The sequence below is a fragment of the Oryzobacter faecalis genome (assembly GCF_046764005.1).
Classification (GTDB): domain Bacteria; phylum Actinomycetota; class Actinomycetes; order Actinomycetales; family Dermatophilaceae; genus Oryzobacter; species Oryzobacter faecalis.
On sequence record NZ_JBKOFW010000003.1, the window covers coordinates 113,445 to 126,202 of the forward strand.

11 protein-coding genes are annotated in these 12,758 nt (G+C 73.5%); 6 read left to right on the forward strand and 5 right to left on the reverse strand.

The features are described from left to right. The first annotated feature begins 36 nt into the window (after positions 1 to 36). From ACK8HX_RS07195 to ACK8HX_RS07205, 3 genes are read left to right on the forward strand one after another with little or no spacing between them, the layout of a single operon-like run. The gene (locus tag ACK8HX_RS07195) at positions 37 to 888 is read left to right on the forward strand and encodes a DUF4097 family beta strand repeat-containing protein (RefSeq protein ID WP_411939996.1); all 852 of its coding nucleotides are present in this window, start codon (positions 37 to 39) and stop codon (positions 886 to 888) included. Positions 889 to 906: 18 nt separating this feature from the next. After that, a complete protein-coding gene (locus tag ACK8HX_RS07200; RefSeq protein WP_411939997.1) occupies positions 907 to 1,875 on the forward strand; it encodes an ATP-binding cassette domain-containing protein in 969 nt (322 codons plus the stop codon). Next, positions 1,872 to 2,714 carry an ABC transporter permease gene (locus ACK8HX_RS07205; protein ID WP_411939998.1) on the forward strand — a complete coding sequence of 281 codons (843 nt, stop codon included), beginning with the start codon at positions 1,872 to 1,874 and terminating at the stop codon, positions 2,712 to 2,714. Before ACK8HX_RS07200 ends, ACK8HX_RS07205 begins: the two co-directional genes overlap by 4 nt. Before the next feature lie 214 nt (positions 2,715 to 2,928). Here the strand turns inward: ACK8HX_RS07205 and ACK8HX_RS07210 are convergent, their stop codons facing one another. Beyond that, positions 2,929 to 3,555 carry a TetR/AcrR family transcriptional regulator gene (locus ACK8HX_RS07210; protein WP_411939999.1) on the reverse strand — a complete coding sequence of 209 codons (627 nt, stop codon included), beginning with the start codon at positions 3,553 to 3,555 and terminating at the stop codon, positions 2,929 to 2,931. A gap of 191 nt (positions 3,556 to 3,746) precedes the next feature. Here ACK8HX_RS07210 and ACK8HX_RS07215 point away from each other — a divergent pair, with 191 nt between their 5' ends. Together ACK8HX_RS07215 and ACK8HX_RS07220 are read left to right on the forward strand one after the other, a co-directional pair. Continuing rightward, positions 3,747 to 4,538 (forward strand): SDR family NAD(P)-dependent oxidoreductase, encoded by a 792-nt coding sequence (locus tag ACK8HX_RS07215; protein ID WP_411940000.1) that lies wholly within the window; start codon positions 3,747 to 3,749, stop codon positions 4,536 to 4,538. A gap of 26 nt (positions 4,539 to 4,564) precedes the next feature. Next, a complete protein-coding gene (locus tag ACK8HX_RS07220; protein ID WP_411940001.1) occupies positions 4,565 to 6,154 on the forward strand; it encodes an acyl-CoA synthetase in 1,590 nt (529 codons plus the stop codon). A gap of 3 nt (positions 6,155 to 6,157) precedes the next feature. Here the strand turns inward: ACK8HX_RS07220 and ACK8HX_RS07225 are convergent, their stop codons facing one another. Next, positions 6,158 to 7,150, reverse strand: a complete 993-nt coding sequence (locus ACK8HX_RS07225) for an LLM class flavin-dependent oxidoreductase (protein WP_411940002.1) — start codon at positions 7,148 to 7,150, stop codon at positions 6,158 to 6,160. Between the two features lie 270 nt (positions 7,151 to 7,420). On the opposite strand from ACK8HX_RS07225, the gene ACK8HX_RS07230 reads away from it, so the two are divergent. Continuing rightward, on the forward strand, positions 7,421 to 8,965 hold the full coding sequence (locus tag ACK8HX_RS07230; protein ID WP_411940003.1) for an AMP-binding protein: 1,545 nt from the start codon (positions 7,421 to 7,423) through the stop codon (positions 8,963 to 8,965). Here the strand turns inward: ACK8HX_RS07230 and cofC are convergent. Genes cofC through ACK8HX_RS07245 form a run of 3 tightly spaced genes read right to left on the reverse strand, consistent with a single transcriptional unit; the run spans position 8,902 to position 12,684 of the window. Next, positions 8,902 to 9,654: a 2-phospho-L-lactate guanylyltransferase gene (cofC, locus tag ACK8HX_RS07235; RefSeq protein ID WP_411940004.1), complete on the reverse strand. Its 753-nt coding sequence runs from the start codon at positions 9,652 to 9,654 to the stop codon at positions 8,902 to 8,904. The two genes, ACK8HX_RS07230 and cofC, sit on opposite strands and share 64 nt — an antisense overlap. After that, the gene (gene ribA / locus ACK8HX_RS07240) at positions 9,651 to 10,271 is read right to left on the reverse strand and encodes a GTP cyclohydrolase II (RefSeq protein ID WP_411940005.1); all 621 of its coding nucleotides are present in this window, start codon (positions 10,269 to 10,271) and stop codon (positions 9,651 to 9,653) included. Before ribA ends, cofC begins: the two co-directional genes overlap by 4 nt. A 19-nt stretch (positions 10,272 to 10,290) precedes the next feature. Next, on the reverse strand, positions 10,291 to 12,684 hold the full coding sequence (locus ACK8HX_RS07245; RefSeq protein WP_411940006.1) for a bifunctional FO biosynthesis protein CofGH: 2,394 nt from the start codon (positions 12,682 to 12,684) through the stop codon (positions 10,291 to 10,293). Positions 12,685 to 12,758 lie beyond the last annotated feature (74 nt).

Below are 12,758 nucleotides of genomic sequence, written 5' to 3' on the forward strand. Positions count from 1 at the left end.
CCACACCGTCACGACCCGACACCGGGAGATGCCGTCATGCCCAGATTCGCCACGCCCGAGCCCGTCGCCCTCCACGTCGACGTCTCCGGGGCCACCCTCCGCCTCCGGGCGACCGCGACCGACGAGACCGTCGTCGAGGTCCGGCCCCACAACCCCGCCCGGCAGGGCGACGTCGACGCTGCCGCCCGGGTCACGGTCGACCACACCCCGGGCCGCGTCATCGTGCGCTCCCCACGCACGGGCCTGGGCCGCCTGCGGAGCCTCTTCGGCGGTGGCGACCGGGTCGACGTCGAGGTGGCCCTCCCGGAGGGTTCCGCGCTGGACGTCCGCGGCTGGGGCGAGGTCGTCGCGACCGGCGCCCTCGGCGTCGTCGACGTCGACAGCCAGATGGGCGACATCAGCCTCGAGCGGGTCGAGAAGGTCGCGGCCCGCACGGAGATGGGTGACGTCCGCGTCGAGCGCGTGGCCGGCGACGCCGACCTGCGGACGTCTATGGGCGCCGTCGGGGTCGGGGACGCCGGCGGTCACGTCGTCGCCCGCACCTCGGCGGGTGACGTCTCGGTCGGACGCGTGCAGGGCTCGGTCCGGGCCTCGACCTCGATGGGAGACGTCAGGGTCGAGCACCCCGGTACCGACGTCGTGGCGAAGACCTCGGCCGGTGACGTCCGGATCCGGCGCGTGGAGGGCGGTCTGGTCACCGTCGACAGCACGTACGGCCGCGTCGACATCGGCGTCGCCGAGGGGGTCGCCGCCTGGCTCGACGTCGAGGCCCGACACGGAGCCGTCCGCAGCGAGCTCACGGAGCTCGGCGCCCCGGCCGAAGGCGACCCCACCGTCGAGCTCCGCGTGCGCGCCGGCTACGGCGACGTCGTCCTCCACCGAGCCTGAGCGAGAAGGGAACCCACCATGGCCACCACCACGACCGCGGCCGTCGAGGTCCGCGACCTCCACCTCGCGTACGGCGAGCACGTCGTCCTCGACGGCGTCGACCTCACCGTCGAGGCCGGGACCGTCCACGCCCTGCTCGGGCCGAACGGGGCCGGCAAGACGACGATGGTCAACATCCTCTCGACCCTGCTCGCTCCCGGTGGCGGCACCGTCCGGGTCTGCGGCCACGACGTCGCCACCGACGGCCGCGCCGTCCGGGCGTCCATCGGCCTCACCGGGCAGTTCGCCGCCGTCGACGACCTTCTCACCGCCCGCGAGAACCTCGTCCTCATGGGCCGGCTGCACCACCTGCCGGCTGACGAGATCCGTTCTCGGGCAACCGAGCTGCTCGAGCGGTTCGACCTGTCCGACGTCGCCGACCAGCGGCCGTCGACCTTCTCGGGAGGGATGCGCCGCAGGCTCGACCTCGCCATGGGCCTCGTCGGCCGGCCGCGCGTGCTGTTCCTGGACGAGCCGACGACCGGCCTCGACCCCCGCAGCCGCCGCGCGACCTGGGCCATCGTCCGCGAGCTCGTCACGGAGGGGGTGACCGTCCTCCTCACGACGCAGTACCTCGAGGAGGCCGACCAGCTCGCCGACCACGTCTCGCTCCTCGACGGCGGCACGGTCGTCGCCGACGGAACCCCGGCCGAGCTCAAGCGGCTCGTCCCCGGTGGGCACGTCCGGCTCACCTTCCCCGACGCCGACGCGCTCGCCCTCGCGGCGAGCACCCTCGGCCACGGCGAGCCCGACGCCGAGGCGCTGGCCCTCGACGTCCCCGGTGACGGTGACGTCACCACCCTGCGCGAGCTGCTCGTGCGGCTCGACGGCGCGGGGGTCCCGCTCGAGGGGCTCACCGTGCGCACACCGGACCTCGACGACGTCTTCCTCGCCCTCACCGGGCGCAGCCGCCGTCCCGACCCCACCACCGAGGAGGCCCTCCGATGACCGCCGTCACCGCGACCCCGCCCCGCGCAGCGGGCGCCAGGTCCCACGTCCTCGCCGACTCGATGACGATGCTCGGCCGACAGCTGCGCCACGTGCTGCGCTACCCCGAGCTCACGGTCATCGTCCTGATGATCCCCGTGATCTTCCTCCTGCTCTTCGTCTTCGTCTTCGGCGGCGCCCTCGGTGCCGGCCTCGGCCCCGCGGCCCCGCCCGGTGCGGTGGGCGACCGGGGCGACTACGCCGCCTACGTCCTCCCGGGCATCCTCCTGCTGACCATCGGGTCGATCGCGCAGGGGACGTCGACATCGGTCGCGATGGACATCCAGCAGGGCATCGTCGACCGGTTCCGCACCCTGTCGATCTCGCCGGGAGCGGTCCTGTCCGGGCACGCCCTCGCCGCGACCCTCCAGTCGGTCGCCTCCGTCGTCGTCCTCGTCCTCGCAGGGCTCGCCGTCGGGGCGCGCCCCACCGCCGGTCCCGTCGAGTGGCTGCTGGCCCTCGTCCTCCTCACCGGGGTCGCGTTCGCCGTCTCGTGGGTGTCGGTGGCGCTCGGCCTCGTCTCGCGCACCGTCGAGAACGCGAGCAACTACCCGCTCCCCTTCGTCCTGCTCCCGTTCCTCGGCAGCGGGTTCGTGCCGACCGGGTCGATGCCGACCGTGCTGCGGTGGTTCGCCGAGTACCAGCCGTTCACCCCGATCATGGACACCCTGCGCGGGCTGCTGCTCGGGACGCCGCTGGACGCGGGCACCGGGGTGGTCGCCGCCGGCTGGGTCGCCGTCCTCACGGTGGTGGGCTGGGCCTGGGCCCGCCGGGCGTACGCCAGGCCCCGCCGCAGCTGACCAGCACCCGCCCGCCCGACCATGCCCGACGCGCCCGACCCCCCGCCAGCCTGTCGCCCGCCCTCCGCTGCGTGCTACCGCCCGGTAAGTGTCGTGATCACGACGCGTACTGGGCGGTAGCACGCGGCTGGAGGACGTGACCGGGGGCGGAGGGGGGCGGAGGGGGCAGGGGCAGCGGGGGTGGCGGAGGGCGGCGGAGGGGGCGGGGTGACGGTCAGTCGCGGACGAGGGTGCCGATGAGCCAGACCGCGTCGCCGCGCAGGCGTTCGGCGGCGCCGGTGTCGCCGGCGATGTGCCGCACGAGGCTGTTCTCGAAGAGGCCGTCGAAGACCGCGTAGGCGGTGGGCGACGGAACCGCGGCCAGGCGCCCCGCGAGCTCGGCGTACCGGGAGACCACCCGCCACACCATCGCCTCGAGCTGGCGGTCGAGGTCGCCGACCGTGGCGCGCAGGTCACCCTCGAACATCGCCTGGGAGCGCACGTCGTACCAGAGGCGGTGCATCGCGGTGTCCTCGAGCAGGGTGGCGACGAGGGCGTCGGCGAAGAGGGCAGCCAGCTCGTCGGGGCCGCCTGCGGTGGCCACGATCTCGTCGTAGCGGGTGACGCAGTGCTCCTTGTACCGGCGCACGCAGTAGGTGATCAGCTCGACCTTGTCGCGGAAGTAGTAGTGGAGGAGGCCGTGCGAGTAGGCGGTCTTCCGGGCGATCTCACGCAGGCTGGTGCGGGCGAAGCCGAGCTCGCCGAGGGTCTCGAGGGTGGCGTCGGCGAGCTCGGCGCGACGCGCCTCGAACTTGTCGACCCGCTCGAACCGGTCGAGCTCGTGGACCACGGCCTGCGACACGCTGACGCCTCCTCCTCGTGGGGCGGACCCCGGACCCGCACCGCCTTGACGAGTGTCAAGGAATCCCTTGACAGGTGTCAAGGAGGCGCGCGACGCTGGGGCAACGCCGGTCGGCCGCAGGCACCACCGCCCAGCCGACCGGCGTCCCCCAGGCGGCCGTCCGCGCCGCCCCGCCGGCAAAGGAGCCCGCCATGACCTCGATCGACCTCACCGGGCGCACGGCCCTCGTCACCGGCGCGGCCCAGGGCCTCGGGGAGGGGATGGCGCAGGCGCTCGCCGCCGCCGGCGCGAAGGTCATGGTCGCCGACATCCAGGACGGCGGGCAGCAGGTCGCCGACGGCCTCGGTGAGGGACACGGGTTCGTCCGGCTCGACGTCACCGACGAGGCCGGCTGGGAGTCGGCCGTGGCCGAGACGGTCGAGCGGCTCGGCGGCCTCGACATCCTCGTCAACAACGCGGGCATCGAGATCACGAGCCTCGTCACCGAGGTGTCCGCGGCCGACGTGCAGAAGATGCTCGCCGTCAACGTCCTCGGCACCACCCTCGGCCTCAAGCACGGGCTGCGCGCGATGCGCCCCGGCGGCGCCGCCGGAAAGGGCGGGAGCATCACCAACGTCGCCTCGGTCGCCGCGACGATCGCCTTCCCGGGCATCTCGGTGTACTCGGCGACGAAGTCGGCCGTCGACCGGCTGACCCGCGTCGCGGCGATGGAGTCGGGCAAGCTCGGCTACGGCGTGCGCGTCAACTGCATCTACCCCGGCCTCGTCCCCACCCCGATGGGTGCGGGGCTGGCCAACGACGTCGCCGAGCTCGGGCTGTTCCCCTCCCCGGAGGCCGCGGTCGGTGCGGTCGTCGAGCTCACCCCCGCCGGCCGGCTCGGCCAGGTCGACGACATGGCCGACGCCGTCGTCTTCCTCTCCTCGGACGCGGCGAAGTTCATCACCGGCGTCGGCCTCCCGGTCGACGGCGGCATGGGCATGTGACCGTTCGCTGACCGGGTCCTGACCTCGTGCGGATCGTCGACCACCTCGACAAGGGCGTCTCCCTCGACCCGTCGGCGCCCTGCCTCACGACCGACGACGGGTCGTTGTCGTACGCCGACGTCCAGGCGCTCTCGCACCGGGTCGCGGCGGCTCTCGCCGCCTGCGGGGTCGAGCCCGGCGACAGCGTGGCGATCCTGTCGGCCAACGACCCCGTCGCGTTCTCGACCGTCTTCGGCATCAGCCGCGCCGGCGCCGTCTGGTGCCCGGTCAACCCGCGCAACGAGGCCGCCGAGAACCGCGAGCTTCTCGACCTCTTCGACTGCCGGGTCCTGGTGTTCCAGAACGCCTTCGCGCCGCTCGTGGAGCGGATCAGGGCCGACCTGCCGGACGTCCACACGTGGGTCTGCCTCGACGGCGACGTCGAGGACACCCTCGGCTGGGAGGAGTTCCTCACCCGGGGCGACGGGTCGCCCGAGCCCGTCGACCGACCTGCCGTCGACGACCTCCAGATGATCGTCGGCACGGGCGGCACGACGGGGCGGCCCAAGGGCGTGATGCTCACCGGCACCAACCTCGAGACGATGACCGCCCTGACCCTCCTCGGCTACCCGTTCGAGGGCCGACCGGTCTACCTCGCCCTCGCGCCCCTCACGCACGCCGCCGGGGTGCTGTGCTTCCCGGTGATGTGCCTGGGTGGCGAGGTCGTCATCATGCGGGCACCCGACGTCGGTGGGTTCCTCGCGCGCATCGAGCGGCACCGGGTCACCCACACCTTCCTGCCGCCCACGCTCATCTACATGGTCCTCGGGCACGAGGCCCTCGACACCACGGACCTGTCCTCGCTGCAGTGCTTCTGGTACGGCGCGGCGCCGATGTCGAAGGCGCGGCTCGAGGAGGCGCTGCACCGGATCGGGCCGGTCATGGCGCAGCTGTTCGGCCAGACCGAGGCGCCGATGATGGTGTCGATGATGCCGCCGGCCGACCACTTCCGGCCCGACGGGTCGGTCGCCGAGGAGCGGCTCTCCTCCGCGGGCCGCCCGGCCCCGCTCGTGACCGTCGCGATCATGGACGAGGGCGGGCGCGTCCTCGACCGCGGCGAGCGGGGCGAGATCGTCCTGCGCTCCTCGCTCGTCATGCCGGGCTACTACAGGAACCCCGAGGCCACGGCCGAGGCGAGCCGGTTCGGGTGGCACCACACCGGCGACATCGGCTACCTCGACGACGACGGCTTCCTCTTCATCGTCGACCGCGCGAAGGACATGATCATCACCGGCGGGTTCAACGTGTACTCGGCGGAGGTCGAGCAGGCCCTCATGCAGCACCCGGACCTCCAGGACGTCGCCGTCGTCGGGCGGTCCGACGACACGTGGGGCGAGAGGGTCGAGGCCGTGGTCCAGGCCCGTCCCGGGCGCACCGTCGAGCCGGCGGAGGTCATCGCGTTCGTCCGTGAGCGGCTCGGCGGCGTCAAGACCCCCAAGGTGGTCCACGTGTGGCCGGACCTGCCGCGCTCCAAGGTCGGCAAGATCCTCAAGACCGAGGTCAAGGCCGCGCTGCGCGCCGAGCGGGCCGAGCGGGCCGGCGACGAGGGCGCCGCCGGCCCGCCCGCAGGCGCCTGAGCGTCAGCCCGCCTCGACCGCGGGGAGGATCTCCTCCTTGAGCACGCGCAGGTCCGCCATGGTCTTCTCGGTCGGCACGTCGCGGAACGGCGGCCAGATGAGGGGCATCGTCAGGCCGACGTCGCGCAGCCGCTTGAGGTTGTCGGTGATCTGCCCCTTGGTCCCGACGAGGATGTTGCTGCCCTTGCCCATCGGGGTCTGGTCGCTCTCGGTGTCGGTGATGACGAACCAGTACATCGAGCACATCTCGAGGGTGTCGAGCTTGTCGGCCGCACCGAGCTTGTCGAGCTCCTCGCGGATGGGGCCGCGCCACGTCGCGAGCTCCTCCGGGGTGTCGTTGATGCCGATCCAGCCGTCGAGGTCGTACTTGGCGATGCGGTTCGCTGAGCGCTTCGGGTCGCGCAGCCCGCTGAAGTAGATCGGCGGGCGCGGCTGCTGGAGCGGCTTGACGCCGAACCCGCACCGGTCGAAGTCGGCGAACTCGCCGTGGTACTCGAAGAGGTCGTTGCTCCAGATGCCCTGGCAGACCTCGATCGTCTCGCGCACGTGGGAGTGTCGCTTCGGGAAGATGTCGGCCGCGCTCGCCGCGGCGAACTCCTCCGGCATCCAGCCCGATCCGAAGCCGACGTTGAGGCGGCCCCCCGAGAGGTGGTCGACGGTCGCGAGCTCGGCGGCGATCACACCGGGTGCGCGGAACGGCGTGTTCATGATGCTCATCCCGATGCGGACCTTGGACGTCTTCGCCGCGAGCCACGGGATGAGCGGCCACCCCTGGAACCACTCGCCGCGCGCGATCACCGGGAGCTGGGTCGGGAAGCCCTCGATCATCCCGAAGGAGTACTGGAGCTCCTCGCGGTCGGACGCCTCAGGGACGACGACCCGGTCAAGGGTCCACACCGAGTCGAAGTCGAGCTCCTCCGCGAGCGCGGTCAGGTCCTCGAGCTCCTTCACCGTGACCTTGTCGCGGAAGTTGGGCAGGTAGAGAGCGAGTTTCATGGCGGATGCGCCTCCTGGACGTCGTTGTCACGGATGGTTGGAGCCGATCTCCGTCCGGACGCTATCCACGGCTGTTGGCAGAGGTCACAACGCTCGATCAACGGGCCCTCAACACCGGCGCCGAGGTCTGTCCCGGTCCCGGTGGCGCTCGTAGGCTCCGATCGTGAGGCTGCAGGTCGGGTCCAGGGCGTCGGCGGAACAGTCCGTCCCGCTGGGGCTCGTCGAGCCCGGCTCGGTGGCCTGCCCGCCCGCGCGGGCAGGAGCCGGGCGATGAACCCCGCCGTGTGGGTCGAGCGCCAAGGGCGCAGGCGCGGCGCCGACCCGGCCATCGCCGAGGGGGCTCGGGTGCACGCCACGTGGGGCGCATGGGCCTCGCGGACGGGCGCGCTGGCCGGTGGGCTGCACGCGCAGCTGGGCCTGGCGCCCGGCGACCGGGTCGCGATCGTCATGCGCAACCGCCCCGAGTACCTCGAGGCCCTGTACGCCGTGTGGCACGCCGGCCTCGTGGCCGTCCCCGTCAACGCACGACTGCACCGCGAGGAGGTCGCCTACGTCCTCGAGCACAGCGGGACCTCCGTCGCCGTCACGGACGAGGAGCACGCCGAAGACGTCGCGTCGCTCCTCGGGCGGGTGGGTTCGCTCCGCGACGTCGTGGTCGCCCCGGGCGAGCGCTGGGAGCGGCTGGCCGGCGCAGCCGGCATCCCGCTGGTCGACCTCGCCCCGGAGGACCCGGCGTGGTTGTTCTACACGAGCGGGACGACGGGCCGGCCCAAGGGCGCGACCCTGACCGCACGCAACCTGCTGCTCGCGTCCCTCAGCTACTTCGCCGACATCGACCCGGTCGCGCCGCAGGACTGCATCCTCCACGCCGCCCCCCTGTCCCACGGGTCCGGGCTCTACGGTCTGCCGCACGTCGCGCGGGGCGCGACCAGCGTGGTGCCGGAGTCCGGAGGGGTCGACGGCGACGAGGTCGCTGCGCTGCTGCGTCGGTGGCCGGGGACCTCGTTCTTCGCGGCCCCGACGATGGTGACCCGGCTGGCCCGGGACCCCGCGGTGGCCGCCGCTGCGCCGGACCATCTCAAGACGATCATCTACGGCGGTGCGCCGATGTACCTCGCCGACCTCGAGGACGCCCTCGACGTCTTCGGGCCCCGGTTGGCCCAGATCTACGGCCAGGGGGAGACGCCGATGACCATCACCGCGTTGACCAGGGCCGACCACGCCGATCGCGACCACCCTCGGTGGCGTGAGCGACTGCAGAGCGTGGGGTTCCCCCGCACCGACGTCGAGGTCCGCGTGGTCGACGCCGACGACCGCGCCCTGCCCCCCGGCGAGGTCGGGGAGGTCGTCGTGCGCGGCGACGTCGTGATGGCCGGGTACTGGAACCAGCCGGAAGAGAGCGCGCAGACGCTGCGGGGCGGCTGGCTGCACACGGGGGACATGGGGGCCTTCGACGACGACGGGTACCTGACCCTGCGCGACCGTTCGAAGGACCTCATCATCAGTGGTGGCATGAACATCTACCCGCGCGAGGTCGAGGAGGCCCTCCTGCACCATCGCGGGGTGAGGGCGGTCGCCGTCGTGGGCCGGCCCGACCCGACGTGGGGCGAGTCCGTCGTGGCGTTCGTCGTGCCGATGGACCACGCCGCACCTCCCACCGCCGACGAGCTGGACCGCACCTGTCTCGAGCGCATCGCCCGGTACAAGCGACCAAAGGAGTACCGGGTCGTGGAGGGGCTCCCGACGAACAACTACGGCAAGGTGCTCAAGCGCGAGCTCCGGCAGGCGCTGGCGGCAGGCGCGGACGACGCCTGACTGCGGCTCGAGTCACCGGGGGCGGACCCGGTCGCCGGAAGGTCCAAGCGCTGAAGCGCCGCCCGGGTGGCGGCGCCGACACCCAGGAGCACCGCCGTGGCCAGCGAGGCCGCGTCGTCGACGTCGAGCCGTAGGCCCGGGACGTCGAGCCGAAGGACGTGGTGTCCCAGGGCCCTGTGCGCCCCGGCGCTGCCGGCGCCGAAGGCCGTGGGCAGCGGCGCCCCGACGGGGGCGGTGAGCAGCGCGGTCCCGCTGCCCTGGGCGTCGGCGAGCACGACGCGCTCGTGCCGGGAGGCCGCGAGCAGGGCGGTCTCGACCTCGACGGCCCGGAGGGCGGGGTGGTCGCCGAGGACGACGGCGACCCGGTCCACGGCGGCTCGACGGGCAGTCTCGACCCCTGCGGCGACGGCGGCGTCGAGGCCTCCGCCGGGGTCCGCGACCGTCCCGGCGTGCAGGGACCGCGCCCAGCCGACGGTGCCGTCGTCACCGGTGACGACGAGGACGGAGGCGACCGACGGTGCGGCCAGCAGGGCGGCGAGGGTGTCGCGGGCGAAGGCCTCGGCCAGCGCCATCCGCGCTCCCGCGGGGAGGTCGAGACGGCTCTTCGCGGTGGGCCCACCCTTGACCGGTACCACGACCGCCCACCGCCGGGTGGCCGGGAGTGCCGGGAACGGCAGGCCGCCGCTCACGCCTCGGGCGTGGCCGGCCACAGATGTCCCATCCGGGTCGCCTTCGTCCTCAGGTAGCGCACGTTGTCCGACCGGTGTGTGACGACGAGGGGCACCCGCTCGACGACGTCGACCCCGGCCCGTCCCAGCGCCCGCACCTTGTCCGGGTTGTTCGTGAGGAGGCGGAGGCGCTCGATGCCGAGGTCGCGCAGGATGGCGGCCGCAGGCCGGTAGTCCCTGGCGTCGACAGGGAGGCCGAGGGCGAGGTTGGCATCGACGGTGTCCAGGCCCCGGTCCTGCCACTCGTAGGCGCGCAGCTTGTTGACCAGGCCGATGCCGCGGCCCTCGTGGCCGCGCAGGTAGACCAGCGCCCCGCTCCCTGCGGCCGCGATGCGGTCCAGCGCGGCCGCGAGCTGCTCCCCGCAGTCGCACCGCAGTGAGCCGAAGGCGTCACCGGTGAGGCACTCGGAGTGGACGCGGACGAGCGGGGTGCCGCCGGACACCCTCCCGTGGGTGAGGGCGACGTGCTCGCGACGCAGGCGGTCGCGGTAGCCCACCGCAGTGAACTCGCCCACGGCCAGGGGCAGCCGCGCGACGCTGACGCGCCGCGTCCGACGGCGCAGGTGCTCGATCGCCACGACCCGGGTCCCTCCTCCTTCATGCGACCGGCGCGACCGCGGCGCCGGAGACGGACTCGTACAGGGTGGTGCGCTGTCGTGCACGCCGGCCGGCGGCCGCTGCGAGCTCCTCGAAGTCGGCAACGGCCATCGCCTGCCCGTGCGAGGCGCCGGCAGCCCGGCTGATGTTCTCGTCGAGGAGGGTGCCGCCGAGGTCGTCGACGCCTGCCCGCAGGAGCTGGAGCGCGCCGTCCCGGCCGAGCTTGACCCAGGAGGCCTGGACGTGCGCGATGTCGGCGCCGTAGGCGAGGCGAGCCACCGCGTGCACGAGCACCGTCTCGCGCCAGGTGGGGCCACGCCGGGCGCGGCGCTTGAGGTAGACGGGAGCGGCCATGTGCACGAACGGCAGCGGGACGAACTCGGTGAAGCCGCCCGTCTCCCGCTGCAGCGCCCGGGTCCGCAGCAGGTGCCGCACCCAGTGCACCGGCTGCTCCACGGAGCCGAACATCATCGTCACGTTGCTGCGCAGCCCGACACCGTGCGCGGCCCGGTGGGCGTCGAGCCACTCGTCGGTGGTGACCTTGTCGGGGCAGATCACTCGTCGGACCTCGTCGTCGAGGATCTCGGCCGCGGTTCCCGGCAGCGAGCGCAGGCCGGCCTCCCTGAGCCGGGAGAGGTAGGAGGGAAGCGGCTCACCGAGCCGCCGGGCGCCCTCGACGACCTCGAGGGCGGTGAACCCGTGGAGGTGGATGTCGGGGACGGCCTCGTGCACGGCCCGGGTCACGTCGACGTAGAAGTCGCCGTCGAAGCTCGGGTGGATGCCGCCCTGGAGGCACACCTCCGTCGCCCCCAGGGCCCTCGCCTCGACGGTGCGGGCCACGATCTCGTCGACGGAGAGGAGGTAGGGGTGCCCGCGCAGGTTGAGCGAGAGCGGTCCCTTGGAGAACCCGCAGAAGGTGCACCGGAAGGTGCACACGTTCGTGTAGTTGATGTTGCGGTTGACGACGAAGGTCACGTCGTCCCCGACGAGGTCGCGCCGGAGCCGGTCCGCGGCCTCCGCGACCGCGGCCACCTCGGGACCGCGCGCCCCGAACAGGGTCAGCAGCTCCTCCTCACCCAGCTCCTGGCCCAGGGCCGCGCCGTCGAGCACCTCCCGGACCGCGCCCCGCGCCGCCGGGCGCCCCGGGACGAGCCTGGGCGGGTGCGCGTTCGCCCCGGAGTACCAGGCCGAGGAACGCCGGCCGACCTGGACGACCTCGGCGCCGGTGCCGACGTTGGCCGCGGCCTCGTGGCGCTCGGGCCAGACGGCGCCCGGGTCGTCGCGGGCGAGCAGCTGGGCGTCCGCCCGGTCGAGGACCGCGAAGTGCAGGTCGTCGTCGGTCCAGCGCGCCGGGTCGCCGGCGAACTCGGGGTAGATCGTCAGCCGGGGGGCCAGGGTGTGCCCCGCGTCCTCGGTCACCGCCCGCAGCAGGTCGAGCGCCGGCCACGGCCGTTCGGGGTTGACGTGGTCGGGCGTGACCGGTGAGACCCCACCCCAGTCGTCGATCCCCGCGGCGAGCAGGTCCGCGAGCTCGCCCGGGGCCGAGAGGTTGGGGGGTGCCTGCACGTGGACGTCGGGGGGCAGGACCAGGCGGGCCAACGCCACCGCGCGCACGTGGTCCTCGTGCGGGCACGCGGGGTGCCCTCGCATCGCGGTCCCCGGCTTGGGCAGGAAGTTCTGGACGATGACCTCCTGCACGTGACCGTGCCGTTCGTGCGCCTCACGGACGGCCAGGAGCGCGAGGAGGCGGTCGGCCTCGGTCTCGCCGATGCCGACGAGGATCCCCGTGGTGAACGGGATCCGCAGCCGGCCGGCGGCCTCGAGGGTGGCCAGGCGCCGGGAGGGCACCTTGTCGGGCGCGCCCCGGTGGGCCGCGAGGTCCTCGCGCAGCGTCTCGAGCATCATCCCCTGGGAGACCGACACCGTCCGAAGGAGCGCCAGCTCCGCCGGGTCGAGGGCGCCCGCGTTGGCGTGGGGCAGCAGCCCGGTCTCGCCGACCACCGCGCCGGCCACCTCGGCCAGGTACGAGACGGTCGACGCGTGGCCGCGCTCGTCGAGCCACGCCCTCGCCTCGGGGTAGCGGTCCTCGGGTGCCTCGCCCAGGGTGAACAGCGCCTCGTGGCACCCCGTCTCCGCACCGCGGCCGGCGATGTCGAGGACCTGCTGCACGCTGAGGTAGGGCGAGGAGACCGAGCGTGGCGCGGCCGCGAAGGTGCAGTACCCGCAGCGGTCGCGGCACAGCCGCGTGAGAGGGATGAAGACCTTCGGGGAGTAGGTGACCCGCGACCCGTGGAGGGCGTCGCGGACGCGGCCGGCGTCCGCCACGAGCCGCGCCGTCGTCCGGTCGAGCAACTGGGCGCCGACGTCGTCAGGGACTGCGCTCGTGGTGGGCACCCTCAGACCGTCGCGGCCCGATGTCACCCTCCGCCCAACGCCGGATCAATGCCCCATCAACGTCTCGGCCGGCG

Bases quoted from the DNA above. Each gene is read 5' to 3' on its own strand.
- ACK8HX_RS07195 (WP_411939996.1), top strand. From the start codon at position 37: ATGCCCAGATTCGCCACGCCCGAGCCCGTCGCCCTCCACGTCGACGTC.
- ACK8HX_RS07200 (WP_411939997.1), top strand. From the start codon at position 907: ATGGCCACCACCACGACCGCGGCCGTCGAGGTCCGCGACCTCCACCTC.
- ACK8HX_RS07205 (WP_411939998.1), top strand. From the start codon at position 1,872: ATGACCGCCGTCACCGCGACCCCGCCCCGCGCAGCGGGCGCCAGGTCC.
- ACK8HX_RS07215 (WP_411940000.1), top strand. From the start codon at position 3,747: ATGACCTCGATCGACCTCACCGGGCGCACGGCCCTCGTCACCGGCGCG.
- ACK8HX_RS07225 (WP_411940002.1), bottom strand. From the start codon at position 7,150: ATGAAACTCGCTCTCTACCTGCCCAACTTCCGCGACAAGGTCACGGTG.
- ACK8HX_RS07230 (WP_411940003.1), top strand. From the start codon at position 7,421: ATGAACCCCGCCGTGTGGGTCGAGCGCCAAGGGCGCAGGCGCGGCGCC.